We start from the raw sequence: 23,146 nt of genomic DNA, 5'->3' as shown, positions 1-23,146 counted from the left end.
GGTTGGTTACTTAAGAACGGATGAATGGTTTCGATCGTCGTGACGACGCATTATAGAAACGACGTGTTACCAGAGGCGATCGAGAGTGCACTCGATCAGACCTACGACCCCGTCGAAGTGATCGTCGTCGATGGATCTGGCGAAGAGCACGCCAGAGACGTGGCCAATCGGTTCGATGTGACTTACGTCGCCCAAGACGAAGACCGAGGCATCGCCGCAGATCGTGATCTCGGCATCGAGACGGCGACTCACGACTATATTCACTTTCTGGACGACGATGATCGACTCGATCCCTCGACAGTCGAACGGAAAATGGACGTCATGAATGAGGGCGAGGGCGTCGGAGTGGTCTACAATGGATTGCGTTGGGAGAACGGACACGAAGTCCGTCCCGACCCCGAGATCCGGGGAAATGTGCTCGAAAATGCCCTCGGCTTCGAGATGGCTCCCTGTCTTCCTTCGACGATGCTCATCGACCGGTCGACTCTCCGTGACGTTGCTCCGACGGCTGATCTCCCGGGCGACGACGGACCGATGAAAATCGAACTTGCTCGACGGACGGAATTCGATTTTGTCGATGACGCACTCACTCACAAAGGTGACTCTCCGGATGCTCTCAGTAGCGGTGGGGGAGAGGTCGGCGAGGACGAGGACTCGGTTCGTCTCTCGATCATCGACTATTACGATGACCTGTACGAGAAAGTGAACCCGGAACTGAAGAGGGCTGCCTTACGCCGATCGCACTTACTTGAGGCTGCGGTTCGGCTGGAAAATCAGTTCTGGTCATATGAGGCGATTCGCCACATGGTCTTGGCGAATTACCACTCGAAAGGCTTCGACTTGGCCTGTGCCGGCGGGTTGCTGGCCTCCTTCTTTGGCCGTCCAGCCTGGAAATACGGACGTCGGTTGCACAACCGGTTCGTGCTTGGTGATTCTCATAATGGGTCGATATCTTAATATATTATAAATTAAGTGGTGTAGTTATATTTTGATGGGCCCCAATTAGAGATTAGCTATATTTAAGTGTGATTAGACAGTTTACACTTTCTTCTATCTTAAAATCGACTAACGAAAATAGCATCATGGAAGAGGACTCAGCCCAACCCAACTTATATACATAGTTTTGAAACCCGAGTAAGTACCCGTCTACCAACCGCAAAATCCAATATAATTCAAATAGATTAGTTCATCATTCCATTATTACATTTTTACCATGTGGTTTTTTCTTTGATATATAATTGTTTTTAATTGAGGATGGAGGGATTGCTTGAGCCTCCGCCCACCCGCATGAGCTTTGCTTACTACCACCTAAACATTTTCAAACCACATATTATTTTTAAGGCCAGTTCTAACGATTGCTTTCGTGACCTGAAATGTCTCAACCTACCTTAAAAAATTCTTTTGCTATTTGTATCCAAGAGCATTAAGACGTTCGTCTACGCTATCACTAGCAATCTCCTTTTTGTTTTCAAGATCTCCCTTCGTGATCTCCCTACGTTGTTTGAAATCCAAGAAATGAATCGGGGTTTCGATCAACTCTGGCACATATATTCCTGCTGGATGCCCATACTCTTTGATTGGGAGTGGGGAAATTCGCTCCCCCAATAACTGTCCGTGATCGGATGTGATGAGTGGTTTTCCATCTATCGACTTGAAGAGGGGAAGTACTTCGTTCAAGACAACTTCAATATTTTCAATGTATGCTTCTCTCAAGTCTTCGTCAGTATATTCCCGCTCTTCTTGACGGATTGATGGCCAGAATTTCCGTGCAGCATTCCAGTCGTTATCTACCGCTGAATTGAGGCTGATAGGGAATTTTTGACGCCCAAATTCACCAATGAAGGGAACGTGAGGTTGTACGAAGTGTGCCAATATTCGCTTATTTGGAAACTCATCAGACGCATCTTTAACAGCTTTAGACATCTTCGCAGGAGGTACTGTTTGAAGATCTTCGTCCCAATTATCTTTCCATACGTTTATAATTTTGTGGAATGTTGGATCTAAATCATTTTCGTGATTGTAATACTGCGGATTCGCTGTGACATATACTATATCTGTATGGGTGGTGTTCTGGAATGACCTCATTAACCATTCAGGGGTACTACTTGCGGGAGAAGGACGACATTTGAGTTTCCCTCCTAAATCATGGCTAGAAACGACTTCTTTATAAATATCGTACCTACACGCGTCCAAGATAGCACAGACGTCCCAATCTAAATCAAAAAGTGGCACGCCTTCAGCATATCCCTTTCTGGATCCCATCTTAGTATGGTATATTCGGTTCAAACCTCGTCCTACCACGGGTGGGTGGCGGTAAATCCATTGGAGTTCTTTAATCATGGCGGTAATTAGAGTTATATTGTATGCTTATAATTTGCGCCTTAGTGACGGCAGCATATTAGACACTTTCGGAGGAAATAAATTGCGGCAGGAATATTATACAATAAACCCATGAAAACCGGCCTCATCGTCCTCGACACCCTCCGGTACGACACCTTCGAGGCGGAGATGCCAGCGATCCGTTCCACGGCCGACCACGTCTTCACGAACTGCTACTCCACCTCGCGGTGGACGGTCCCAGCCCACGGATCGCTGTTCACCGGCCTCTATCCGACCGAGGCGGGCACGCACTCCGCGAACCGCACGTTCGACGTCACGGTGCCGACGCTCGCGGAGCGGTTCACCGACGCGGGCGTCACCACCCACTGCCTGAGCAACAACGTCCACATCGACCCGTTTTTCGGGTTCACCGAGGGCTTCGCGTCAATCACGCGCGGGCCCGCCCTGCAGGACCGCCCGGAGCAACGGGACGCGGACTTCGACTGGGACGCGCTGTTCAGTCGTCTCGACGACGGTCCGCTGCGCCCGGTCCAGGCGCTCAAAGAGATCGTGGCCGCCGACGCGCCGACGCTGTCAACGCTCAAGACGGGCATCGAACTGTTCCGGGCCCCGCCCGTGAACGAGACGACCAACGATCTCACCTGGTTTCTCGACGCGGTCGAGGAGATCGCCCGCTCGCCGCCCGAGGACCTCTTTCTGTTCGCGAACCTCATGCCGACCCACTACCCCTACGACCCGCCCGAGGAGTACTGCGATCTCGACCCGCTGGATGTCGACCCGCTGGAACTCACGCTCCGGGACGACCCGGTCACCGACGAGGAACACGAGCGCCACAAGCGCAACTACGAGGGCGCGGCCCGGTATCTCGACGACGAACTGCCGGCGATCGTCGACGCCATCGACTGGGACGTGCTCTTCGTCGTCAGCGATCACGGCGAACTGTTCGGGGAGCACGGCATCCGCGGCCACGAGTATGGGGTGTACGACGACCTGGTGCACGTCCCGGCTCTGGCCGTCGGTGACGCCGTCCCCGAGGGCGAGACCGACGCGGTGACGAGTCTCCTCGACGTTCGCCGCACGCTGCTCGACGTGGCGGGCATCGACCCCGGCGAGCACACGCGCGGCCGGTCGCTGTTCGAGGACCGCACGGACGACCGCGCGGTCTACGCCGAGAGCGTCGGGTGTGGCCAGTACGCACCGGACGCCCAGGGCCTCGGCGCGAAAGTGCCGGCCTCGTGGGGTGACCCACACTACACGCTTCGGACCGCCGACGCCACGCTGATCCACGACAAGGACGGCACGCGCACGGACGACGACGCGCTCGAACGGCGCGTCCGGGACCTCCGCGCGGGACTGGGCGACTTCACGGGCGAAGGCGCGACCGCGGAGGTCCCCGACGACGTCGAGGCACGCCTGGAACACCTGGGGTACCGATGACGCTCCACGTCCACTTCTTCACGCTCACGCCCGGCGGCGGGTCCGAACACATCTACCTCGCGGAACTGCGCGACGCACTCGCGGACCACGACGTCGTCCCCGTCGACGACTGGCGCGACGCGGACGTCGTCCACTGCTTCGAGGTGAACGCGCTGACCACCCAGACGCTGACAGCCTTCCAATTCCCCACGCTCGCGCGCATCGTCCGCTCCGAGACGCCGCTGGTCATCTCGACGGACGATCTGTACTTCTCGGGAGACCCGTCGCTGACGGTCCACCCCAGACTCTACGGACTCAACCACCGCCTCCAGCGCCGACTGTTCGCCCACAGCGACGCGATCATCGCGCTCTCCGAGAGCGTCCGGGGGCGACTCGCCCCGCACGTCGACACGCCGATCAGCGTCGTCCACCACGGCGTCCGCGACGCCTATCGCGCGCCGTACGCCGACACCGACCCCTTCGTCCTCCACGTCAGCCTCGCCGCGCCACGGAAGAACCCCGAGGCGGTCGTCGAGGTGGCGCGCCGCCTCGACGGCCGGATGGTCGTCGCCGGCAGCGGGTGGTCGGATCGCATCCCCGACGACGCTATCGAGACGCCGGGGTTCGTCCCCGAGGCCGACCTGATCGATCTGTACCACCGCGCGGGCGTGTTCTACTTCCCGACGCGCCACGAGGGCTTTGGCCTGCCCGTCCTCGAAGCGATGGCGGCCTCGTGTGCGGTCGTCTCCTCGGACGTCTACTCGGTCCCCGAGGTCGCGGGCGACGCCGCGCGACTGTTCGACCCCGACGCCGTCGACGCCCACGTCGCGGCCATCGAGGAGCTATTGGCCGACGCACGCGAACGCCGCGCGCTCGCAGAGCGCGCTCACGACCGCTCCGCCGGGTTCACCTGGGCGGAGTCGGCCGCCGAGACCCGCGCGGTCTACGAGTCCGTCCTGGAGTGACACCCGGCGCCCATTCCGCCGGCGGGTCGTCGACCCGCGGTGTATCGCACCGTCCACACTGCCAGCCCCCCAACCGACTGCATCCTGGCGGACTGAAAGGGCGAGGTCGGTCGTGGTCGCTCGGCGGGGCGCTCGGCAGCGCCGAGCGTCCATGACGTGGGCGGCGAGTGCCGCCCACGCAGGCCCTATCCGAGGGAGCGACGCGACCGAGGATATCCCGGCGAGCGGCCACGAGCGAACCGAGGGCTTTCGAGGATGGCCTCGACCGAGACCACTCCTCATCCGAACACGACCCACCCGTAACGACTTTGACTGTACGCGCGGTAGACACACGGACGTATGTCAGGAGCCGACGCCAACGATCCCGATCCCGAAATCGATCGGATCAATCTCCGCCTCGCGCGGTCCTTTCTCGATGTCGTCGACGAGACCTGGCGCGAGCGGGGCTTCAACAGTCGGAGCGAGTTCATCCGGCATGCGCTCCGGGATGCCATCACTCATCCCGAGGGCGCGGGATTCTGGAAGGATCTCGCGATCAGCGAGGCCGATCTGGACGGTGACGTGATAGCGAGCGAGGAGATGCGATCGACGTACGGTCACGATGACGAGTGACGCCTGGGACTGGGCGTTCTCGCCACGGGCAGCCGATCAATTCGCTCAACTCGACGCTGACGATCAGCAACGGATCATGGACAAACTCGACGATATCGTCTCTCTGAATGGCGCGAACCCGGCGACTACCTGGAGCCACTGACGAACTCGCCGTTCGAGAAACTCCGTGTCGGAGACTTTCGGCTCGGATGTCGACTCCACCACGACGACCGCCTCCTCCGCGTCGAGAGCGTTCGCCCCCGGAGCGGAGCATACACGGCCGACGATTGACGGCCGAGCGAGTCGGTCGTGACTGACCCACAGACTGATCGGACGCGCGCTCGGAACGCTCGACTCCGGAAACAGGCCCCGAACGCCACGCCCTCAGTTCTCCTCTCCCACATCGACATAAAGCCGGGTCTCCATCGACTCCACGCTCGCGTTCCCCGACAGCGAAACCGTCACCCGATACAGGCCGGGATCGCTCGGCGCGACCAGCCGCGTCGGCCGCTGGCCCGCCGCCCCCGCGACGAGCGTCGTCCCGAACGTCTGCGTGACGGTCCCGTTCCACGCGACCGCGACGTCGTACGCGATCGGCTGGTGTTCGTGATTTCCGATCTCGACCCAGACCTCGCCCGTTTCCCCGGGGGCCAACTCGGTCGGATAGTCCGCCGCCGACCGGTTCCCGTCGAGCAGGGCGAACTCCGTCGTCGGCTCGGTCGTCGTCGGCGGCGCGGCCGCGAGCGCGACTACGCCGACCAGCGAGACGATCAGCACCGCTGCGAGGCCGACCGTCAGCGCGCGCGTGATCGTCTCCCGATCGGTCGAGTGCGATGTCGTCACCAGTTACCTTTTTGTTCAGGCGAGATTGACATAAACTACGCGGTCGATACTCAGATGGCAACTCGCCTGCTCACCGCCGTCCAGCGCCCGACCGATCGAACGACGAGCGCCGCGATCGCGGTCGCCCTCGCGGCGATCACGCTCGCGGAACTGTTGCTGTACGGCGGGCACACCTGGCCCGCGATTTCGGTCCACGCGCTCACGCTGAGCGGGGCCGTGCTCGTGATCGGCCGGACCCACCCCACGCTGGCGATCGTCGCGCTCGTGCCCCTCTTTCGGTTGGTCAACCTCGCGATGCCGGTCTTCTTCTCGCTGACGGTGTTCACGATGCCGGTGATCTACGGCCCGCTGATCCCGTCGCTGTTCGTCGTCGACCGGTACCATCCCGACATCGACGTCCGACCGGGGTGGCGCGTCGGCCTGCTGGGTGCGATTCCCGGGATCGCCATCGCGGCGGCGCTCGCGCGCGTCGAGTGGGCGATCATCCGTCCGGAGGCGCTGATCGCGGCGTGGACGCCACTCCAGGTGCTCGCCATCGTCGTGGTGATGGTCGGGTTCGTCGGGTTCGTCGAGGAGTACCTGTTCCGGGGGTTGCTCCAGCGCGGCCTCGCGGGCCACGTCGGGCGCTGGCCCGCGGTCGTCCTGGCGAGCGCGGTGTTCGCGATCATGCACTCCGGCTATCACCAGCCCGGAGAACTCGTGTTCGCGGGGACGATCGGGTTCGTCTTCGGGGCGCTCTACGAGTGGACGGACAGTCTCGCTCTCATCGTGGTGATGCACGGCGCGCTCAACGTCGTCCTGTTCGCCGTCATTCCGATCTTCGGGACGCCGATCTGAGCGCCGATCGGACCGTCCAGACCGACCCACTCACGGCACGGTCGATACAGAACTCCCGTTCAGCGACCCCTCGACACAGCGACCTCTCGACAGAGAATTCCCGCTATACGTTCTCACTCTCCGACCGACACGGAACGAAACGACCCTCAGACCAACTGGAGCGTCTGAAAGAGCACGACCGCACCGAAGGTCAGACCGAGCGGGATGACCGCCGCGATGACGCCGACCCGCACGGTCGAATCGGTCTCCGGCCGTGCTGTGAGAACGTCGAGATACGCCAACAGCCCGATCAACAGCGCGGCGACGACGACGCCGCCGACGCCGAAGCCGACCGGTGAGAGCAACGACGTCACCGTCGCACTCCCTGCCGCACTCGACGTGATAGCCGCGACTCCCATAGTTGAACGACTCTTTTCGTCCCGCCAACTTAATGGTTCCGGAGGTCAGTCACCCGAAGGAATATCGCGGGCGGCCCGGACGCCCAGTCTGATCGGCCGGACCACCCGGTAGAGGCCGTCCAGTGCGTCGGGTAGCGGAACGGCCGCCCGATCGGCCTCGCTCGGGATCGTCGCCACGCGAACGCCGTACTGCAGACGGTCCCGGCGACGATCAAGCGCCCGCCAGAGGGTCCGGAACTGCGCGCGATCGGCCGGCGGTGTGGGCGGGCCCGCCCGGAGCGCGTCCAGACACTCCTGCCCGATCGACCGTCCGCGCGGGTCCGCGTCGACGGCCGCCGACAGCGGCCCCGGCAGGTCGGCACCGAGCACCGCGCGGGCGATCCACGCCGCCGTGAGGACGGCCCCCCGTACCGACCACGACCGGGCCCGCCGATCGACCGCGTGCCAGTCGATCGCTTCCTCGGTGAGCGCGGCCCAGTCACAGATCCAGTCGAGGCGATACCAGCGGTGTTTGGTGCCGTGGACCGCGAGCACGACCGCGCGATCGACCGGTGACAGCGTCGCGACCGTCCGCCCGCCGACCGACCGCCGCGAACCGCGATCGAGCAGCGTCTCCACTCCGGGTCGCCGTGGAAGCGCGCGCCCCAGCACCGAGCGATGGAGGTCGACCGAGACCCCGTCGGTGTCGCGGAGCGTGACCTCTCCCAGGCCGCGAAAGCGCTCGACGACGTCGTAGCCGTCGGCCACGAGCGCCCGTTCGGCGGCCGCGAACTGGTCGTCCGGCACGGCCAGATCCACGTCGACCGATCGGCGGACGCCGAGGTCGCCGGCGACGACGTCGCTGAGAATCGGGCCCTTGAACGCGAGCGCGGGGATCGAGGCTTCGGCCAGGCGACTGTCGACGGCCTGGAGCGCGGCCACCAGGCCCAATCCGTGGCCGGCGCTCTCGCGGTGGGCCGCCCGCACTCGCTCGGTGTGGGCCGCCGGCACGGCGTCGGCGTCGATCCGTCCGGTGACGTGGTGGGCCGCGGCCAGATCGAGCAGGCGGGCCCAGTCCGGATCGTCCGGGTCGCCGTCGCGAAGGAGGTCACACAGTGCCTCGACGGTCACGGGTCCGCGATCCTCCCCAACCGGTCGAACGCCGTCACGTCGCCGCCGACGACGGTGTACTCGCCACAGACGGCCCAACTGTGTGCGCGGAGGTGCTCGCCCTCGCGGACACACCCCACGTCGACGCTGGCGGCGTAGCCGTAGCGCCGGCACAGCGCTCGCGCCGCCAGCGCCCGCTCCAGGCAGGCCGTCCGCGGGACGACCCGGTCGGCGGTCCGGACCGCCCAGCCGACGGTCTCGGGGTGGACCGCCGCGTCGGCCCGCCGCGGCCGACACGCGAGCAGGCGGGCCGTCCGCGCGGGTCCCCACAGGCGCACCGCCAGACCCGCGACGACGATCGCGACGAGGGCGGGCCCGAGGATCGCCGCGCGGCGCGGCCCGGTCACGACTGCACCTCGATGAGCCCTCGGTCGTGTAGCTCTGTGAGAAACGCCTGCACGTCGGCCCGGCACGTCTCACGGTCGACGCCGAACGCCGTCGCCGTCTCGCGTTCGAGTGTGGTCACGGTTGTGGGCTCGTCGAGGTGGTCCCACAGGTGCGCTCCCACGTCGTTCAGCCCGTAGTACGTCCCGTCGTCGAGGTTGAGCAGAACGGTCTCGCCGCCGACGGTCGAGGTGATGGCCTCCGCAATCGCGACGACGGTGGCGTCCCCGTCTAGCCCGCCGGTCGCGTCGTCCATTGTCGATTGAAACGTGTCGGCTCTCGACTATAAGCCGTTCGACTCACTCGATCGAAACGTCACGTCGTGGCTGTCGATGGTTCGCTGAGAGGGCCGGTGGATCAGGCGGACGGTCACGTTGACCGTCGGCGCCGGCTGGAAGGTGCCGTCGACTTTCCGAAGGACGACACGATCGCCCGGCCCGAACTGATCGGGGCCGGTCGACCGGTCGAGCCGATAGGTCAACGGTCCAGCTGTCGAGGTCCAGTTCGTGTCCGTCGAGAACACCAACCCGTCGGCACGCGTTCCGATCACGACCGAGAGGTCGACGAACGCGACGGGGTCGCCGCTGGTGTGTTCGATCGTCGCGATCCGGACCTCGCCAGGCCGATCGACGCCGAACGAATCCGTCCCGGTGACGGTCGTTTCGAGGTCGGGGACGGCTGGATTGCCGGTGAGCGTGCGCAGTCCGACTGTACTCACGAGTATGGCGATCACGACGACTGCGACGACCAGCGCCAGTCGTCGCGAATCGTCGACCCCTGGGTCCATGACCGACGCATAGATCCGCTACCTGAAAGGTCTCCCGGGCCGATCGCAGTCGCTCAGTCCGCCGACTGGTCGGCCTCGTCGTCGACACGCTCGATCACGCGGTGGACCGGGAGGGTGATGCCGGCCTTTCGGGCCAGGACCGCGATCGGCATCAGCAGGATGCCGATCAGGACGACGAGTCTGTGGAGGGCAACCATCGCGAGTGCGGTGGGTCGTGGGGCCATTGGGTGTGAGTGAAATCTCGGGCCATCCAGAGGTATAAAGATATCGGGGGACGGCAGGCCCAGAAAACGCCGCTGTCTGGCGGTTTCCCCTCGAAGCCCGTCCGGCCGCGCCGGCCGCCCGTCGCGGCCGCTCAATCGATATAACGCGACTGGGCCAGCCGTGAGCATCGCATATTATTTAGCGAGGTTTCGGGTCACGTCCGCACGCCCGGGACGAATCAAAACACAGGTATACGGCCCGACGAAAGGTGGAGACATGAATTACTTGGTCGTGATGGAGGCGGCGTGGCTGGTCAGAGACGTCGCGGACATCGACGACGCGATCGGAGTCGCCGTCAGCGAGTCCGGGAAGCGACTCAACGACAGCGACATGGACTACGTCGAGGTCGAAGTGGGCGCGACGACCTGCCCGGCCTGCGCGGAGCCGTTCGATTCGGCCTTCATCGCCGCCGACACCGCGCTCGTCGGCCTCGTCCTCGAAATCGACATCTTCAACGCCGAGAGCGTCGAGCACGCACGCCGCATCGCGAAAAGCGAGGTCGGTGGGGCCCTGCGGGACGTCCCGCTGAAGATCATCGAGACGATCGAAGAGGAAAGCGACGAGACCGAAGCCGAGGCCTGAGCGGCGTCCGGGGGCCGCCCGCGGTAATTTTTCGTGACGACCGATCCGGGCCAGTCGGGAGCCGTTTCGCCGGCCGTAATTCTCGCCGGTCGAGGGCGACTCCCGTCTCAGTGCGTCGGCGCGACGCGCTCGCTCTCGTCGATCAGCGTCTGGGGGTCTTCCTCGGTCGGCCCGTTCGTCAACAACACGTCGATCGGCAGCGTCGGCGCGCCGTCGACGAGATTTTCGAGGATGACCAGGCGCTCGCGGGCGCGTGACATCCCGACGTAGAACACGCGTCGCTCGTTGTCGGTGAGCGTCGGGACGGGCGAGGTGGTCTTGGTGAACTCCTCGACGCCCTCGACGTCGATGTTCTCCTGGCGGACGGTCGCGGCCATCTGCTCGACGACCTTCTCGGTGAGGTCGGTCGCGAGCAGGACGTGATCGGCCTCACGACCCTTTGCGGAGTGGATCGTCCCGACGCGGACGCGGTTCGGATCCATCCCCTGATAGTCGCCAGCGAAGTACGCCTCGATCGAGGACTCCTGGAAACTCGTGACCTTCCGGAGCATGTCCGCCGCGGCGCTCGGATCGGGTGCGAACGGGACGTGCTCGTCGATCAGATCCGGATCGATCGGAATCTCGGTCAGATCGTCCGTCTCGGCGGCATCGGTCAGTTCGTCGATGGCGTCGAACAGGTCGTCACGCTCGCCCGTCCCAAACGCCGAGTCTGCGAACATATCGGCCAGGCGGCGGGCCTGCAGCGCGGTGAGTTCCTCGCCCGAATCGAGGTTTTCGATCCCGCGGACGTACTGAGTGAGCCGATCGGTCCACATCCGCTGATCGGTCAACACGCTAAAGGGGATCCCCTCGTCGATGAACTCGTCCATGAACTGAAACATCTGATAGCGCGCCCGAAAGAGGAGCATGATCGACCCGTCGGTCTCCTCGACGGTCCCCCGGACGTTCCGGACGACTTCGAGCATCGAGGGCCGGCGCACGGCCTCGACGGTGCCGCCCTCTTTGCGCGGGTCGAGGTCCTTGTCCTGGCGTTTGTCGATGTGTTCGACCTCGCGGTTGACGACGTCGAGGATCTTCGAGGGCAACCGATAGGAGTTGGGGAGGACGACGTCCTCGTCGACCGGTTCGTCGAGCAAGAGATCGGGGTCGGCGCCTTGCCAGGCGTAGACCACCTGGTCGTCGTCACCGGCGATCAGGACGGTGTCGACGTACGGTTTCCACTCCTGGTAGACCTGATGTTGCAGCGTCGTGATGTCCTGGAACTCGTCGATCACCAGGTAATCGACCGAGGGGACCAGCGAGCGCTGGGCGACCCGTTCGAGCATGTCTGCGAAGCCCACGATGCCGTTGTCACCCTTGTAGGTGCGCCAGGCCCGGATCGCCTCGGGGACGTCCACGCGGTCGTCGTCGCTGGGCCAGGTCGGGGTGTACTTGTTGCCGGTCTGGGCGTTGTCGTCGATCTCCGGCGGGAGACGCACTTCGTCGTCGTTCCACTGGAAGGGGACGTCGTACCAGTCCGCGACGTCGCGACCGGTCCGCTGGAGCCACTGGCTGGTGGCGATGATCTTGTTGCCCATCGTCGTCGACCGGGCGGTGCGATGTCGGGAACTGTCGTTTTCGTCTTCGTAGTCGATCCCGAACTCGTCACAGAAGGCCTCCTTGGCGGACTCGTCGACGACGTCGGCACTCGACAGATCGAGCAGTTCGTACGCTTTCGCGTGCATCGTACAGACGTTGCCCTGGAGGTGCCGAGGCGTCGTGTCCAACCGCTCGGCCAGGCGTTCGCGAATCTCCGCCGCGGCCGCCCGGGTATACGAGACGACCAGTATGTCTCGAACGTCGACGTCACCGTCGAGGATCTCTTCGACCCGGTCGAGCAGTGCCGTCGTCTTCCCGCTCCCCGGCCCCCCGAACAGTCGCGTCACGTGCGTTCCGTCGGTCATTGCACATCTAGACGCGCTCCAGTCCTATAAACGACGTGACTTCTGGCTCCAGACGGCCGACTAGCGGTACAGCGAGACGTAGAGCGCCGCGAACCCGACCGCGAACGGAACCATCCGCGTCGTGTGGAAAAACACCTGGAGGAGTTCGGATCCGCCGGCCGACGTCCCGATCTGGGTGACGACGTTCCCCAGCGCGACGCCCATACTGAGGAAGGCAAAGCCGATGAAGGCGTACTGGAGACGCTCACTGCCCGAATCGCGGTAGGCCTGGAAGCTGATGACCGTGATGCCCAGCGAGAGTCCGAACACGACGAACTGCATGACGATCAAGACGCCACGGGCGACGAGCACGGCGAAGTCCATTCTGTCCGGATCCGTTCGACCCCCCGGGTATTAATCCTTGAGTATTGCTCTCACGGCGTGGCGCCGCCCGTGACACCGATCTCAGGCCGCGTTCGTGTCGAGTCGGTCGAGCAGGCGCTCGGACTCGCCGTCCATCCGACCGATCAACTCGCGGACGGTCGATCGCGTCGCCGTCGAGACGGGGGCAGCGACCATGCCGACGTCTGGCTGGCCGTACACGACCGTCCAGTCCGACGGCGCGAGCGCGACGACGGGCAGGGTCGCGAGGTCCTCTTCGCCGTCGACACGGACGAGCACGCGTTGCTCGGGGACGGTCAGGCCCACCTCGATCGCTTCGAGCAGCGCCGTCGTGATCGTGCCCGCGGGGTTCGCGGTCTCGATGCGCTGATCGAACCACGCGTCGGGCCCACCCTGGTCCGGACGGACCGACTCCAGGACCGTCTCCTCGACGGCCGACCGCTCGGTGCGTTCGTCGACGAGCGCGAGCGCGGGTGAGTGACCCGCCTCCAGGAGGTGGTAGGTGACGATGTCGCCCACCGCGGCGATCGGGCCGTCGACGTCGGCCAGCAGTGCCGCCGCGTCCTCGTAGACCGGGCCGAGCGCCTCGCGCAGGTCGTCCCGAAGCTGATCCGGGACACTCACGAGCACGTCGGAGCGATCGTCGGGCGCGGACACGGTTAGCGGACCTTCAGCGCGTACTTTCCGGGCTCGGTGACCTCCATCTCGGTGGCGATCTCGCTGTCCTCGGGGTGGCCGATCACGACGTAGCCCGCCCAGTCTTCGGTCAGCGAGTTCGACCCACACGCCATGCAGGCGTCGCCCTCGGTGATTTCGGCGTCCTGGACGCGGTGACACTCCCGGCAGACGAGTCGCTTAGCCATCGGCCTCACCCGTCTGTGCCTGGCGGGCCTCGTACTCGCTGTCGAGCCAGCCGAGTTTGCCCAGGCCGACCTGTTTGGCCGTCAGGCCGATCTTCGAGTCCCGCGGGTTGCGCTCGTCGATCGATTTGGTGACGATCCGTGTGCGCACCGAATCGCCGACGCCGAGGGCCTTGTCGTCCTCGCGTGAGGCCAACCGCTGATTCTCGCCGTCGTAGGCGAGGTATTCGTCGGCGATCTGTGAGACGTGCAGGAGGCCGTCGACCGGGCCGAGGCCGACGAACGCGCCGAATTCGACGACTTCGACGACCTCGCCGTCGACGACTTCCTGCATGTGGGGGTCGAACGTGATCGCGTCGAACTCGGCGGTATAATAGACGCCGGGCTGGTTGGGCACGACCGCGCCCGTGCCGATGTCGTGGACGTCGATCACCGAGACGACCGATCCGACCTCTTCGTCGAGGCGTCCTTCGAGTTTGTCCCGCAGCAGCTTCGTGATGAGCTCCGGAGTCACGTCGTCGAGGTGTTCGGGGGGCACCTCGACGGTATCCCGGAGTCTGACGCGTTTGTACATGTTATGGTCGAGTGAGCGTGAGTTTGTGCTGGCCCCTTGAACTAACTACCGGAACGCCCGCGTCGAGCAACACCCGCCGCAACGCGGCGTCGTTGGTGACGACGTGGGTGACGCCGGGCTCGTGAGCGAGGTCGACGACGGCCTGATCGCCCGATTCGGCGGGCGTCTCGCGGATCGTACACCGCTCGGCCAGGTCGAGGCCGACGCCGGCGGCCGTCGCGGCCTCGCCACTGCCCGCGGCGAGTCGTTCCAGTTCCGCGTGGACGGCCGCGGGGACGACGTAGTCGGGATTCCCGAGCAGGCGGTCGCACTCGTCGAAGACGCGGACGCCGACCTCGACGGGCGCCATGAGGGCGTTCGCGTCGAGGACGACTGTGGGGGGCATCCGACGGACGGTCGCCGTCGAGCCAGTTGACCGTTTCGGATCGACCGGGCTGTCGCGTCAGTGATCGTGATCGCTCTCGCCCTCCGTGGCCTCGTGATTCAAAGATTCGATCTTCGTCCGCGCACCCTCTGGGAGGGCGGACTGCGGGGCAGCCAGCCCCGGGCCGTCGCTCGATTCCCCGACGACGATCGACCCGAGCATCCCGCCGGCCTCGTGGGGTCGACAGAAGTAGTCGTAGACGCCCGTGATTTCGAAGGTCTTCGTGAACTCCGCGCCCTCCTCCGCGATGGTGGTGCTGTCCCAGGCCGCCGCAGCCTCGGGAATTCGGTCCGGGCGATCGTTGGCCGACGCGTACGCCGTCGCGGTGTGGACGCCGCTCTCCAGCGTCCAGGTGACCGTCTCGCCGGGTTCGATCCGGAGGACGTGCGGGTGAAAGTGGTGGCCGTCGCCGTTGCTGACCATCTCGACGGTGCTGCCGTCCGGGCCCGCTCCGCCGTCGCCGGACGAACAGCCGGCGAGTCCGAGGACGGCGAGGCCGCCGGTGCTCGCGAGATACTGCCGTCGCGTCACTGCTGTCGCGTCCATCGGTCACCTCCATGCGGCCCACGCACGACCGAGGCGTGGTGGACCGTGTCGTGTGTCACGCTCACAGGAGCAGGGCACGCAGTCACGACAAGTGAGGCACACGCAACCGGCAACTCTCGGCCGGGGGCTGGCGAACGCTTAACCGCTCGACGCCGATACAGTCGGTCCTGTGACCTTCGAGGCCGACACCGTCCTGGACCTGCTTGGCGATCCGGTCGTTCGAGAGATTCTGGTCGTCGCGGGGCGATCGCCAGCCTCGGTGCGGACCCTCGAAACCGAGTGTGGCGTCGCGAAATCGACGATCTACCGCCGCGTCTCGGAGATGGTCGAGGCGGAGATGCTCGTCGAGCACACGCATATCGACCCGGACGGGAACCACCACCAGGTGTACGAAACCGTGATCGACCGACTGGAACTCGACGTCGAAGCGGACGGGCTCGACCTCCGGAATATCGACCGTGGCGACCCCAGCGACCGGGTCGACGAACTCTGGGACGACGTCGGTGAGGACTGATCAGCCGCCGGTGCCGACGCGGCACTCGATCGCGATCCTCGCGCGCTCGCCCACGGCGACCGGGCGGACGGCACCGACGCGGCGCTCGACGCAGATCGACGAGCAGCCCCGTCGACGTGACGAGAAGGACCAAGGTGGCGTGGGTCGTCGTCTCGGCCATGCGTCGGCTCACGGATCGGCCGGAGGGAGGCCATCGCATTCGCGGTCGCCTCTACGCGGCGTGTTTCGTCGTGCTAACAGTACCGTTCGTCGTGGCGGGTGCCCGCTCGATCGCAGGGGGGTCGACGACGGTTACGGTGCTCGGGAGTCTCGCAGTGCCCGTCTTCGCGGTGGGCGTCTACGGGCTCATCAATCCGCGCGTTCTGGGCGTCCAGCACGAGGAGGGTGCGCTCGTCGCGATCGCTCTCCTCGCAGTCGTGTACGCCGTCGTCCTGTGAAACCGGGCCGGGTCGAGCGACGTGACTGCCTGGGTGGGACGACCGGGCGTGCGCCCGAAGGAAGGTGGTCTTTCAGCCGTCGAGCGTGCCGATGCCGATCAACCGCCAGCGCGACCCGACGCGGCGGTTGATCGCGATCTTCGCGCCCTCTCGGGCGGCGACCGGGCGCTTGAGCGCGACCTCGGCCTCGCCGCCGCGCGCGCTCGTGACCGATCCGACCGTCGTCGCCGTGCGCACCGTCAACATCAGCGGTTCGCCCGTCGAGACCTCGTCGACGTCACCGTCTGCGCCGACGACGCGATCGAGCAGGTCGATCTTCATCGTGAATTTGTCCCGCACGGGCGGGAGCGTCCCCGGCGGGCCGGCGACCTGGCCCGCGAGTGCGTCGCCTTTGGTGAGCGACGGGTCGAGGCCGGTGCCCGCGCCGAGCAGCCCACCCGGACGGACCGAGTCGACGGGGTCGCCACCGGCCTGGAGCGACCGGAGCGTCGTCGTGATCGACTCGTAGGTCGTCTGCCCGCCGGACTCGACCTCGCGGCCGGGCACGAGTTCGATCTCGTCGTCGACGGTGAGTTCGCCGCTGAGCAGGGTGCCGCCGACGACGCCGCCCGTCAACTGATCGGGCGTCGCACCCGGACGATTGATGTCGAAACTCCGGGCGACGAGCAACTCGGCGTCGGCGTCGGAATCGCGCTCGGGCGTGGGGATCTCTTCTTCGATCGCCTCGATCAGCAGGTCGGTGTTGACCTCCTGTTGGGCGCTGATCGGGACGATCGGAGCGTCCTCCGCGACGGTCCCCGCGATGAACTCCTGGATCTGCTCGTAGTGCTCTGCGGCGCGCTCGCGGTCGACGAGGTCGATCTTGTTCTGTGCGACGACGACGTTCTCGATGCCGATCGAGTCCAGCGCCATCAGGTGCTCTTCGGTCTGGGCCTGGGGGACGTCCTCGGTCGCAGCGATGACGAGCACGGCGCCGTCCATGATCGCCGCGCCCGAGAGCATCGTCGCCATGAGCGTCTCGTGGCCCGGCGCGTCCACAAAGGAGACCGTCCGCAAGAACTCGGTCTCACAGTCGTGTTCGGGACAGGTCTCTGCGACGGTGTACCCCGCCGCGTCCTCACACTCCGGACACCGACGAAAGGTCGCGTCGGCGTAGCCGAGTCTGATCGAGATGCCCCGCTTCATTTCCTCGGAGTGTTGGTCGGTCCACTCCCCGCTGAAGGCCTCGACGAGCGTCGTCTTGCCGTGGTCGACGTGCCCGACGAGACCAATGTTCACCTCCGGTTGACGATGTTCTGTCATCTCGGGAGTAATCGTACCGGAGTTTCGGCCGGTGGCGGTGATAAAGGCGTTGTTCTCGGTGGGCTGTCGGGAGTCCCGAGCGGACCGATGCGACGCCAGCGCTGGCGACTGTGGAGCCGATTCGCTTCCGCCGATCTGGACTGAATGGTTGTCTGAAGCCCCATCGGGGCGGTTTCTTCGTCCGATGGTTGTGACTCTCAGTTATTTTCCAATAGATTAACGGCGTCAGAAAACAAATTAGTTCGAACGAGAGCGTCAATCTATGCCCGACCGATCACAATCACCGGAGGAGGACCAGGTTTGCACCCGACGGAGCGCGCTCAAGGCGGGGCTGGCGACGACACTGGGCGGGGTCGTCGTCGGGAGCCACGTCGCGAGTGGGGCGGAGTCGACAGCGGCCACGGACGACGAGACGCCGACGTCCCGGACCACCTCGACGCGAGTGATCACGGGGCATACGCCCCCCGAAATCGAACCCACTATCCAGGTCGACGACGGGCCGATTCAGGAGACAACCAGTGTCACCGTGGCCCCGGGGACGCCGGTGACACTCGCACTGCACGTGACCAGTGGGAGTGTCTACGACTGGTTCTGGGACGACGGATCGACCGGCCGCGAACGGACGGTGCGTCCGACCGAAACCACGGGCTATGTGGCCGAGTACAGTGCACCCCCATATTTTTCCGGGAGCGTCCGATTCGACGTGTTCGTCGAGGGCGACCCGACGCCGACGCCGACCGATCCGACGACGACGCCGACGCCGGAGTCGGGCCCGACGTGGCCGGCCGATCCGGGGGCCACCGATCCCGACGGCGATGGCCTCTACGAAGACCTGAATGGAAACGGCCGGATCGACTTCCCCGACGTGAACGCGCTGTTCCAGCACACCGGCACGGAGGCTGTGGCCGCCAACAGCCAGTATTACGACGTCGATTCGGACGGGAGCGTCGACCTCCAGGACGTCCTCGCGCTGTTCGAAGACGTCTGACCGACTCGGTTCGGTCTCGATGGCCTGTCGCTATCCGAGCGTGATCATCGCGATGCCGAGCACCGCGAGCAGCGCGGCGACGAGTCGCACGCGGAGGTACTTCTCGTGGAGCACGAAGCCGCCGATCAGGACGGCGACGACGGCCTGGGCGTTGACGATCGGTGACCCCACACTCGCGGGGATCACCTGGAAGGCGAGCAAGACCAGGTGATTCCCGACGGCGACGAGGAGCCCCGCCGCGAGAAAGAGTGGGAGGTCGTCCCGAAAGCCCGTGGGCATCTCCCGCCGGACGGCGAAGGGCAGCACCATCAGCGTCGTGATCGCGAACATGATCGGAATGTACGTCTGTGGGGGGACGCCCAGGTGGTCGGCATCGACGATGAAGCGCTTGCCCACGTCGACGAACCCGAAGGTGAGCGCGCTCGCGAGCGCCAACTGGGCCGCCCGCGAGGTCGCCGCACGGCGGATCGGCTCGAACAGTTCGCCCGGGCGGTAGTTCGCGACGTAGATCGCGACCGTGGCGACGAGGACGCCCGCGATCTGGAGTCCCGAGAGGATCTCACCGAGCGCGATCACCTCGATCGGGAGGACGAACACGGGGACGATCTTGCTGATCGGCGCGACGTAGGAGGCCTCGCCACGCACGAGCGCGTGGAAAAAGAAGAGGACGGCGACGCCGGTGAGCACGGCGACGGCGACGATCGTCCCCACCGTCCGGGGGTCCGCACCACCGGGGAGTGCGGGCCCGTCGAGCGTGAGCACCGCGAACGGCAGGTAGGTCAACAGGGCGATCGAGTTGATCGTCGCGAGAAAGATCGGGAACGGATAGTCGGTGAAATACTCCTTGATCGCGACGAGGTAGACGCCGAAGAGCAACGCAGCGACGCCGGCGAACAGATACCCGAAGAGCACGCACGCCCTTCGCGGCCCGGCCCCAAGAGCGTCGCGGCTCGCCGGTCGTGATTGACCTGGCAGTCGGTGACGACCCGCGGGTCAGTCCCGATCGCGCCGGGCCAGTCGCTCGGCGGTCTCGCGATCGGTGACCCTTCGGTCGTGTTCGGCCCGCACCAGTGCGTACAGGGCGAGCCCCCCGCCGAGGCCGACGGTCATCGCGAACAGGACGATCGCGAGGCCCGTGCCACCAGTCACGCTGCTCACCCGAGGAAGACGTCGACGATGTCGCTCGACCCGCTGGTCCGGTCCCGGTACAGCTCCGAATACCCGCAGTTCGTACACGAGACCACGTTGAAGCTGTTCGTCTGGATGTCGAACAGCTTCGAGAGGCCGGTGCCAGTGGTCGCGATCTCGCCCACGTCGGTCTCTTCGTGACCGCACTTCGGACAGCCCCGATCGTCGTCCATGAACGGCGGTCGCGGCCGGGCCGATGTCAATCTTTCCCGGGTCGGGGGCGTTTTGAGCCACCGGTCCGATCACTGGTCGTGCGCGAAGCGGCGTTCGAACTCGCGGTGTGTGCCCACGTCGAGGAGCGCGACCGGGTCCTCGCTCGCCAGATCGGGACGGGTGTCGACACGCGCCGGATCGCGGACGTGATCGTTCTCGACCCGGGGCCCGATTTCGAGACTCGGGCGTCGATCACCGATCGGGCGATTCCGCCGGTCGTGATCGAGGCGTTCGCGGCGAGCGACCCGCGCCCGGCCGCCGCGGTCGATGCCCACCCCGAGCACGCCCAGCGCGCGATCGAGCACGCTCTCGACGCGGGCGCGCTCGTCGCTGAGCGCGACGGGCGGCGGACGACCTACCGACTTGCCCGGCCGTATCCCGACGACTGGGTCGATTCGATCGTCGCGATCGAGAACAAACCCGACCTCGATCGACCCGGCGACCTCCGCGCCCAGGTGCGCCACGACGTGAGCCTCGGGGTCGTCGACCGCGTCGTGCTCGTGACCGCCTCCCACGTCACCGGGGCGCACGAACACCGCGTGCCCGATCCGGTGGGCATCTGGCAGTTCGACCCCGCGAGCGGCGAGCGCCGTGTCGTCCGCGAGGCGCTTTCACTCGATCCGGACGACTGGGGCCTCGAAGTGCTCGATCGCGATCCGGGCGCGTGGACGATCGAGACGGTCGATCAGAGCGCGAAACGCCGCCGGCGGATCGCGATCGCCGAGCGCGCCTACGGCGCGGGCTGGCGACCCTCGCGATCGGACTGGCCGGCCTGTGCGCGGTGTTCGGCCGTCTCGGTCGGCACGGCGACGCTGCCCGACTGTGCGTGGGCCGACCGGATCGTCGACCCGCGCGCGGAGTGTGGCCCGGACTGTCCGGGCTTCGAGGCCGCCGCGGACCCCGACGTGGCCCCATCGACCCCGGACCCCGACCGCGAGCGCGACAACTCGTCGGCGTGGGTTCGGGATCCGCCGGGGCCGTATCGGCAGGTCGGCCTGGATCAGTTCTCGCGCAAGTCGCGATAGGCGACGATAAACCGCTGGATGGCGGTGGCGTGGCCCGCGAGCGCGAAGATCACGAGCAGCCACGCGATCGGGGAGTGGCCCGCCAGCGAGACGTCCGTCGCGGCGATCAGGCCGACGACCGCCGCGAGCGCCAGGCGGTCGGCCCGCCCGAGCGCCCCGCCGTAGGCGCGATTCAGGCCGACGGCCTGGGCCTGTGTCCCGAGATACGAGGTGAACACGACGCCCGTGATCGCCGCGAAGCCCAGGTCGAGCCGGCCGATCCCGACCGCGAGGCCCGCGACGATCGCCAGGTCGGCGTACCGGTCGAGGACGTGATCGAGGAAGTCACCCGCGCGCGAACTCGACCCCTGGTGGCGCGCGAGCGCGCCGTCGAGAACGTCACACGCACCGCTCGCGAGCACGACCACAGCGGCGGGCGCGTACAGGAGCGTGCGCTCGCCAGCGAGCGCGAAGGATAGCGCCGCGCCGACCGCGAGCACGAGCGCGAGCCAACTGATCGCGTTCGGCGTGAGGCCGATGCGATCGGCACCGCTCACGAACGGGTCGATCACGCGGTCGGCCACCGAGCGGAAGCGATCGAGTGTCATGTGAGATACTCGATAAACGAGACCGACCCTGGCGCGGGCCCGTCGCCGTCGATCGCGCGATCGATCGCGGCGGCCACCTCGGCGGGCGAGCGGTCGGTCGTGTCGATTTCGATCACGGCGCTTTCTCCGTGGGCCGCGACGGCCTCGCCGAGGACGACGTCGAGCGCCTCGCTCTCGGCGTTCTCGCGGGCCGATGCGGCCGACTCGCCGCGATCCGTGAGCCGATCGATCAGGGCCTCGGGCTGACAGCGCAACACGACGACTCGATCGACCGGGAGGTGATGGGCGAGATGCGACTCGATCAGCACGTCGTCGCGGCCGTCGAGCCGATCGGTGATCGCGTCGAGGTCTGCGATCGCGCTGTCTCGCGATTCGTCGTGGCCCAGTGCGAGTCCCTCCTCGGTGACGAGCTGGTTGAGGTGGACGATCGAGAGGTCGCTGTCGAGCAACTCGCTCGCGGTGGTCTTGCCCGTCCCGGGGGTGCCAGTGAGTGCGACGCGCATGCTATGGTGTGGTCTCGACGGTCGCGAGCACGTCGTTGAGCGTCTCGATCGCGTCGGGGAGCTGTTCGCGTCGGCCCACGGAGATCCGGGCGTATTCCTCGAGGCCGAAGGAGGTACAGTCCCGGATGAGGACGCCTCGCTCGCGGGCGCGCTCGGTGACGCTCGTCGCGTCACCGACCTCGGCGAGCACGAAGTTCCCGCCGCTGGGCAGCGTCGGCGCGTCGAGGTGCTCGCGGATGTACGAGCGGGCCCACTCCACCAGATCGAGCGTCCGGTCGAGGTGCTCGTCGTCCTCGATCGCGGCGAGGCCGGCCCGACAGGCGAGTTCGCTCGCCGCGAACGGGGTGTTGATCGCGGCGTAGGCGTCGGCCCAGGCCTCGGGGACGACCGCATACCCCAGGCGGATGCCCGCCATCCCGTAGGTCTTCGAGAAACTCCGCAGGACGGCGACGTCGTCGCGCTCCGAGAGCAACTCGACGGCGCTCGTCACGTCCGCGAAGCGCTGGTAGGCCTCGTCGACGACCACGAGCGTTTCAGGGCCGGTTCGATCGGCGATCGCCCGGAGCGATTCGAGGTCGATCGTCGACCCCGTCGGGTTGTGCGGGCGGGTGAGATAGACGATCCGGTGGTCGTCGACGGCCCCGGCGATCCGGTCGGGCGTCTGGCGAAACTCCTCCTCGGCGACCAGCGGGACGCTGTCGACGGTCGCGTGGTGGTATCGCGCGCTCATCGCGTGATACGTGAAATCGGGCTCGGGGACGAGCACGCGGTCGCCGGGCTCGATCATCGCGCGTGCGAGGTAATCAAGCGCGCCGTCGCCGCCGTTGGCCAGCCAGATCTGGGCGTCGGAAACGTCCCACTCCTCGGCCAGCGCGGCGGTGAGGTCCGTATGACTCGTGGTCGGGTAGACGTGCATCTGATCGGCCGCCGCCCGGACGGCGTCGACGGCCGCCGGACTCGGGCCGAGGGGGTTCTCGTTCGAGGAGAGCTTGACCAGGTCGTCGGGATCCAGGCCCAACTCGCGGGCCGTCTCCTCGATACCGCGACCCGGCCGATAGACCGAATGCGCCGAGAGGTCGCGCGGCTCCATGTACGAAACCGGGGG

The 23,146-nt window shown here is 65.8% G+C and carries 32 protein-coding genes and 1 pseudogene; 11 read left to right on the top strand and 22 right to left on the bottom strand.

Going from position 1 to position 23,146, the window contains the following annotated elements:
• Positions 1–24: 24 nt before the first annotated feature.
• Entirely contained in the window at positions 25–957 is a 933-nt protein-coding gene (locus HARCEL1_RS10855; RefSeq protein WP_108383429.1) for a glycosyltransferase family 2 protein, read from the top strand.
• Positions 958–1,404: 447 nt separating this feature from the next.
• Here HARCEL1_RS10855 and HARCEL1_RS13430 read toward each other — a convergent pair whose 3' ends face one another.
• A complete protein-coding gene (locus tag HARCEL1_RS13430; protein ID WP_159077103.1) occupies positions 1,405–2,340 on the bottom strand; it encodes an alkaline phosphatase family protein in 936 nt (311 codons plus the stop codon).
• Positions 2,341–2,451: 111 nt separating this feature from the next.
• On the opposite strand from HARCEL1_RS13430, the gene HARCEL1_RS10850 reads away from it, so the two are divergent.
• The 4 genes and pseudogenes from HARCEL1_RS10850 (at position 2,452) to HARCEL1_RS10835 (ending at position 5,603) form a co-directional block, all read left to right on the top strand.
• Positions 2,452–3,777 (top strand): sulfatase-like hydrolase/transferase, encoded by a 1,326-nt coding sequence (locus tag HARCEL1_RS10850; protein ID WP_108383426.1) that lies wholly within the window; start codon positions 2,452–2,454, stop codon positions 3,775–3,777.
• Positions 3,774–4,721 carry a glycosyltransferase family 4 protein gene (locus tag HARCEL1_RS10845; protein ID WP_108383424.1) on the top strand — a complete coding sequence of 316 codons (948 nt, stop codon included), beginning with the start codon at positions 3,774–3,776 and terminating at the stop codon, positions 4,719–4,721. The genes HARCEL1_RS10850 and HARCEL1_RS10845 overlap by 4 nt, the downstream gene beginning before the upstream one ends.
• A gap of 339 nt (positions 4,722–5,060) precedes the next feature.
• Positions 5,061–5,333 (top strand): ribbon-helix-helix domain-containing protein, encoded by a 273-nt coding sequence (locus tag HARCEL1_RS10840; RefSeq protein ID WP_108383421.1) that lies wholly within the window; start codon positions 5,061–5,063, stop codon positions 5,331–5,333.
• Positions 5,323–5,603, top strand: a pseudogene (locus tag HARCEL1_RS10835) (type II toxin-antitoxin system RelE family toxin). The gene HARCEL1_RS10840 and the pseudogene HARCEL1_RS10835 overlap by 11 nt, the downstream one beginning before the upstream one ends.
• Before the next feature lie 93 nt (positions 5,604–5,696).
• On the opposite strand, the gene HARCEL1_RS10830 reads toward HARCEL1_RS10835, so the two are convergent.
• Positions 5,697–6,155: a DUF1616 domain-containing protein gene (locus HARCEL1_RS10830; RefSeq protein ID WP_159077102.1), complete on the bottom strand. Its 459-nt coding sequence runs from the start codon at positions 6,153–6,155 to the stop codon at positions 5,697–5,699.
• A gap of 54 nt (positions 6,156–6,209) precedes the next feature.
• Here HARCEL1_RS10830 and HARCEL1_RS10825 point away from each other — a divergent pair, with 54 nt between their 5' ends.
• Complete coding sequence (locus HARCEL1_RS10825) at positions 6,210–6,992, top strand: CPBP family intramembrane glutamic endopeptidase (protein ID WP_108383416.1); 783 nt, start codon at positions 6,210–6,212, stop codon at positions 6,990–6,992.
• A gap of 146 nt (positions 6,993–7,138) precedes the next feature.
• Here the strand turns inward: HARCEL1_RS10825 and HARCEL1_RS10820 are convergent, their stop codons facing one another.
• The 6 genes from HARCEL1_RS10820 to HARCEL1_RS13645 are packed head-to-tail and all read right to left on the bottom strand — an operon-like array spanning position 7,139 to position 9,934.
• The gene (locus HARCEL1_RS10820) at positions 7,139–7,390 is read right to left on the bottom strand and encodes a hypothetical protein (RefSeq protein ID WP_108383413.1); all 252 of its coding nucleotides are present in this window, start codon (positions 7,388–7,390) and stop codon (positions 7,139–7,141) included.
• Between the two features lie 45 nt (positions 7,391–7,435).
• Complete coding sequence (locus HARCEL1_RS10815; protein ID WP_159077101.1) at positions 7,436–8,500, bottom strand: nucleotidyltransferase domain-containing protein; 1,065 nt, start codon at positions 8,498–8,500, stop codon at positions 7,436–7,438.
• Positions 8,497–8,886 carry a lasso peptide biosynthesis B2 protein gene (locus tag HARCEL1_RS10810; RefSeq protein WP_159077100.1) on the bottom strand — a complete coding sequence of 130 codons (390 nt, stop codon included), beginning with the start codon at positions 8,884–8,886 and terminating at the stop codon, positions 8,497–8,499. Before HARCEL1_RS10810 ends, HARCEL1_RS10815 begins: the two co-directional genes overlap by 4 nt.
• A complete protein-coding gene (locus HARCEL1_RS10805; RefSeq protein ID WP_108383405.1) occupies positions 8,883–9,179 on the bottom strand; it encodes a PqqD family peptide modification chaperone in 297 nt (98 codons plus the stop codon). Before HARCEL1_RS10805 ends, HARCEL1_RS10810 begins: the two co-directional genes overlap by 4 nt.
• A gap of 27 nt (positions 9,180–9,206) precedes the next feature.
• Positions 9,207–9,710, bottom strand: a complete 504-nt coding sequence (locus HARCEL1_RS10800) for a hypothetical protein (protein WP_108383402.1) — start codon at positions 9,708–9,710, stop codon at positions 9,207–9,209.
• A 53-nt stretch (positions 9,711–9,763) separates the two neighbouring features.
• Positions 9,764–9,934 carry a hypothetical protein gene (locus tag HARCEL1_RS13645; RefSeq protein WP_174182906.1) on the bottom strand — a complete coding sequence of 57 codons (171 nt, stop codon included), beginning with the start codon at positions 9,932–9,934 and terminating at the stop codon, positions 9,764–9,766.
• 256 nt (positions 9,935–10,190) lie between these two features.
• Here HARCEL1_RS13645 and HARCEL1_RS10795 point away from each other — a divergent pair, with 256 nt between their 5' ends.
• Positions 10,191–10,556 carry a DUF555 domain-containing protein gene (locus HARCEL1_RS10795; protein ID WP_108383399.1) on the top strand — a complete coding sequence of 122 codons (366 nt, stop codon included), beginning with the start codon at positions 10,191–10,193 and terminating at the stop codon, positions 10,554–10,556.
• 107 nt (positions 10,557–10,663) lie between these two features.
• Here the strand turns inward: HARCEL1_RS10795 and HARCEL1_RS10790 are convergent, their stop codons facing one another.
• From HARCEL1_RS10790 to HARCEL1_RS10760, 7 genes are all read right to left on the bottom strand, one after another.
• Complete coding sequence (locus HARCEL1_RS10790) at positions 10,664–12,499, bottom strand: UvrD-helicase domain-containing protein (protein ID WP_108383396.1); 1,836 nt, start codon at positions 12,497–12,499, stop codon at positions 10,664–10,666.
• A gap of 60 nt (positions 12,500–12,559) precedes the next feature.
• A complete protein-coding gene (locus tag HARCEL1_RS10785; RefSeq protein ID WP_108383394.1) occupies positions 12,560–12,862 on the bottom strand; it encodes a DUF7521 family protein in 303 nt (100 codons plus the stop codon).
• 81 nt (positions 12,863–12,943) lie between these two features.
• The gene (locus HARCEL1_RS10780; RefSeq protein ID WP_108383391.1) at positions 12,944–13,537 is read right to left on the bottom strand and encodes a GTP-dependent dephospho-CoA kinase family protein; all 594 of its coding nucleotides are present in this window, start codon (positions 13,535–13,537) and stop codon (positions 12,944–12,946) included.
• A 2-nt stretch (positions 13,538–13,539) separates the two neighbouring features.
• Positions 13,540–13,743: a transcription elongation factor subunit Spt4 gene (gene spt4 / locus HARCEL1_RS10775; protein ID WP_108383388.1), complete on the bottom strand. Its 204-nt coding sequence runs from the start codon at positions 13,741–13,743 to the stop codon at positions 13,540–13,542.
• On the bottom strand, positions 13,736–14,314 hold the full coding sequence (locus tag HARCEL1_RS10770; protein ID WP_108383385.1) for a DNA-directed RNA polymerase: 579 nt from the start codon (positions 14,312–14,314) through the stop codon (positions 13,736–13,738). Before HARCEL1_RS10770 ends, spt4 begins: the two co-directional genes overlap by 8 nt.
• Before the next feature lies 1 nt (position 14,315).
• Positions 14,316–14,699 (bottom strand): PIN domain-containing protein, encoded by a 384-nt coding sequence (locus tag HARCEL1_RS10765; protein WP_108383382.1) that lies wholly within the window; start codon positions 14,697–14,699, stop codon positions 14,316–14,318.
• 57 nt (positions 14,700–14,756) lie between these two features.
• Complete coding sequence (locus HARCEL1_RS10760) at positions 14,757–15,284, bottom strand: cupredoxin domain-containing protein (RefSeq protein WP_233357331.1); 528 nt, start codon at positions 15,282–15,284, stop codon at positions 14,757–14,759.
• Positions 15,285–15,453: 169 nt separating this feature from the next.
• Between HARCEL1_RS10760 and HARCEL1_RS10755 the strand changes: the two genes are divergently transcribed.
• Together HARCEL1_RS10755 and HARCEL1_RS10750 are read left to right on the top strand one after the other, a co-directional pair.
• A complete protein-coding gene (locus HARCEL1_RS10755) occupies positions 15,454–15,798 on the top strand; it encodes a winged helix-turn-helix domain-containing protein (RefSeq protein ID WP_108383379.1) in 345 nt (114 codons plus the stop codon).
• A gap of 134 nt (positions 15,799–15,932) precedes the next feature.
• On the top strand, positions 15,933–16,235 hold the full coding sequence (locus tag HARCEL1_RS10750) for a hypothetical protein (RefSeq protein ID WP_108383376.1): 303 nt from the start codon (positions 15,933–15,935) through the stop codon (positions 16,233–16,235).
• A gap of 72 nt (positions 16,236–16,307) precedes the next feature.
• Here the strand turns inward: HARCEL1_RS10750 and HARCEL1_RS10745 are convergent, their stop codons facing one another.
• Positions 16,308–17,537: a translation initiation factor IF-2 subunit gamma gene (locus HARCEL1_RS10745; protein ID WP_108383374.1), complete on the bottom strand. Its 1,230-nt coding sequence runs from the start codon at positions 17,535–17,537 to the stop codon at positions 16,308–16,310.
• Positions 17,538–17,799: 262 nt separating this feature from the next.
• On the opposite strand from HARCEL1_RS10745, the gene HARCEL1_RS10740 reads away from it, so the two are divergent.
• Entirely contained in the window at positions 17,800–18,525 is a 726-nt protein-coding gene (locus HARCEL1_RS10740; protein WP_108383372.1) for a dockerin type I domain-containing protein, read from the top strand.
• A 30-nt stretch (positions 18,526–18,555) separates the two neighbouring features.
• Here HARCEL1_RS10740 and HARCEL1_RS10735 read toward each other — a convergent pair whose 3' ends face one another.
• The 3 genes from HARCEL1_RS10735 to HARCEL1_RS10730 form a co-directional block, all read right to left on the bottom strand.
• Positions 18,556–19,437, bottom strand: a complete 882-nt coding sequence (locus HARCEL1_RS10735) for a DMT family transporter (RefSeq protein ID WP_108383370.1) — start codon at positions 19,435–19,437, stop codon at positions 18,556–18,558.
• Positions 19,438–19,518: 81 nt separating this feature from the next.
• Positions 19,519–19,683: a hypothetical protein gene (locus HARCEL1_RS13425; RefSeq protein ID WP_159077099.1), complete on the bottom strand. Its 165-nt coding sequence runs from the start codon at positions 19,681–19,683 to the stop codon at positions 19,519–19,521.
• The gene (locus HARCEL1_RS10730) at positions 19,680–19,886 is read right to left on the bottom strand and encodes a zinc ribbon domain-containing protein (RefSeq protein ID WP_108383367.1); all 207 of its coding nucleotides are present in this window, start codon (positions 19,884–19,886) and stop codon (positions 19,680–19,682) included. The genes HARCEL1_RS13425 and HARCEL1_RS10730 overlap by 4 nt, the downstream gene beginning before the upstream one ends.
• A 78-nt stretch (positions 19,887–19,964) precedes the next feature.
• On the opposite strand from HARCEL1_RS10730, the gene HARCEL1_RS10725 reads away from it, so the two are divergent.
• Positions 19,965–20,951 (top strand): DUF5787 family protein, encoded by a 987-nt coding sequence (locus HARCEL1_RS10725; RefSeq protein ID WP_108383365.1) that lies wholly within the window; start codon positions 19,965–19,967, stop codon positions 20,949–20,951.
• On the opposite strand, the gene HARCEL1_RS10720 is transcribed toward HARCEL1_RS10725, so the two are convergent.
• Genes HARCEL1_RS10720 through hisC form a run of 3 tightly spaced genes read right to left on the bottom strand, consistent with a single transcriptional unit; the run spans position 20,927 to position 23,131 of the window.
• Positions 20,927–21,538, bottom strand: coding sequence for a CDP-alcohol phosphatidyltransferase family protein (locus HARCEL1_RS10720; protein WP_108383362.1), 612 nt, complete (start codon positions 21,536–21,538; stop codon positions 20,927–20,929). The genes HARCEL1_RS10725 and HARCEL1_RS10720 overlap by 25 nt on opposite strands.
• Positions 21,535–22,041: an adenylate kinase family protein gene (locus HARCEL1_RS10715; protein ID WP_108383359.1), complete on the bottom strand. Its 507-nt coding sequence runs from the start codon at positions 22,039–22,041 to the stop codon at positions 21,535–21,537. Before HARCEL1_RS10715 ends, HARCEL1_RS10720 begins: the two co-directional genes overlap by 4 nt.
• Before the next feature lies 1 nt (position 22,042).
• On the bottom strand, positions 22,043–23,131 hold the full coding sequence (hisC, locus tag HARCEL1_RS10710) for a histidinol-phosphate transaminase (RefSeq protein ID WP_108383356.1): 1,089 nt from the start codon (positions 23,129–23,131) through the stop codon (positions 22,043–22,045).
• Between the last annotated feature and the right edge of the window lie 15 nt (positions 23,132–23,146).

Source organism: Halococcoides cellulosivorans, assembly GCF_003058365.1.
Lineage (GTDB): Archaea > Halobacteriota > Halobacteria > Halobacteriales > Haloarculaceae > Halococcoides > Halococcoides cellulosivorans.
The sequence above is the reverse complement of the archived record's forward strand: the minus strand, read 5'-3'. Positions and strand labels throughout refer to the sequence as shown.

Coding starts and splice junctions, on each gene's coding strand:
- HARCEL1_RS10720 (WP_108383362.1), bottom strand. CDS start 21,538: ATGACACTCGATCGCTTCCGCTCGGTGGCCGACCGCGTGATCGACCCG.
- HARCEL1_RS10785 (WP_108383394.1), bottom strand. CDS start 12,862: ATGGACTTCGCCGTGCTCGTCGCCCGTGGCGTCTTGATCGTCATGCAG.
- HARCEL1_RS13430 (WP_159077103.1), bottom strand. CDS start 2,340: ATGATTAAAGAACTCCAATGGATTTACCGCCACCCACCCGTGGTAGGA.
- HARCEL1_RS10770 (WP_108383385.1), bottom strand. CDS start 14,314: ATGTACAAACGCGTCAGACTCCGGGATACCGTCGAGGTGCCCCCCGAA.
- HARCEL1_RS10825 (WP_108383416.1), top strand. CDS start 6,210: ATGGCAACTCGCCTGCTCACCGCCGTCCAGCGCCCGACCGATCGAACG.
- HARCEL1_RS10795 (WP_108383399.1), top strand. CDS start 10,191: ATGAATTACTTGGTCGTGATGGAGGCGGCGTGGCTGGTCAGAGACGTC.
- HARCEL1_RS10715 (WP_108383359.1), bottom strand. CDS start 22,041: ATGCGCGTCGCACTCACTGGCACCCCCGGGACGGGCAAGACCACCGCG.
- hisC (WP_108383356.1), bottom strand. CDS start 23,131: ATGGAGCCGCGCGACCTCTCGGCGCATTCGGTCTATCGGCCGGGTCGC.
- HARCEL1_RS10800 (WP_108383402.1), bottom strand. CDS start 9,710: ATGGACCCAGGGGTCGACGATTCGCGACGACTGGCGCTGGTCGTCGCA.
- HARCEL1_RS10805 (WP_108383405.1), bottom strand. CDS start 9,179: ATGGACGACGCGACCGGCGGGCTAGACGGGGACGCCACCGTCGTCGCG.
- HARCEL1_RS13645 (WP_174182906.1), bottom strand. CDS start 9,934: ATGGCCCCACGACCCACCGCACTCGCGATGGTTGCCCTCCACAGACTC.
- HARCEL1_RS10820 (WP_108383413.1), bottom strand. CDS start 7,390: ATGGGAGTCGCGGCTATCACGTCGAGTGCGGCAGGGAGTGCGACGGTG.
- HARCEL1_RS10745 (WP_108383374.1), bottom strand. CDS start 17,537: ATGACAGAACATCGTCAACCGGAGGTGAACATTGGTCTCGTCGGGCAC.
- HARCEL1_RS10765 (WP_108383382.1), bottom strand. CDS start 14,699: ATGCCCCCCACAGTCGTCCTCGACGCGAACGCCCTCATGGCGCCCGTC.
- HARCEL1_RS10850 (WP_108383426.1), top strand. CDS start 2,452: ATGAAAACCGGCCTCATCGTCCTCGACACCCTCCGGTACGACACCTTC.
- HARCEL1_RS10845 (WP_108383424.1), top strand. CDS start 3,774: ATGACGCTCCACGTCCACTTCTTCACGCTCACGCCCGGCGGCGGGTCC.
- HARCEL1_RS10730 (WP_108383367.1), bottom strand. CDS start 19,886: ATGGACGACGATCGGGGCTGTCCGAAGTGCGGTCACGAAGAGACCGAC.
- HARCEL1_RS10790 (WP_108383396.1), bottom strand. CDS start 12,499: ATGACCGACGGAACGCACGTGACGCGACTGTTCGGGGGGCCGGGGAGC.
- spt4 (WP_108383388.1), bottom strand. CDS start 13,743: ATGGCTAAGCGACTCGTCTGCCGGGAGTGTCACCGCGTCCAGGACGCC.
- HARCEL1_RS10855 (WP_108383429.1), top strand. CDS start 25: ATGGTTTCGATCGTCGTGACGACGCATTATAGAAACGACGTGTTACCA.
- HARCEL1_RS10760 (WP_233357331.1), bottom strand. CDS start 15,284: ATGGACGCGACAGCAGTGACGCGACGGCAGTATCTCGCGAGCACCGGC.
- HARCEL1_RS10740 (WP_108383372.1), top strand. CDS start 17,800: ATGCCCGACCGATCACAATCACCGGAGGAGGACCAGGTTTGCACCCGA.
- HARCEL1_RS10840 (WP_108383421.1), top strand. CDS start 5,061: ATGTCAGGAGCCGACGCCAACGATCCCGATCCCGAAATCGATCGGATC.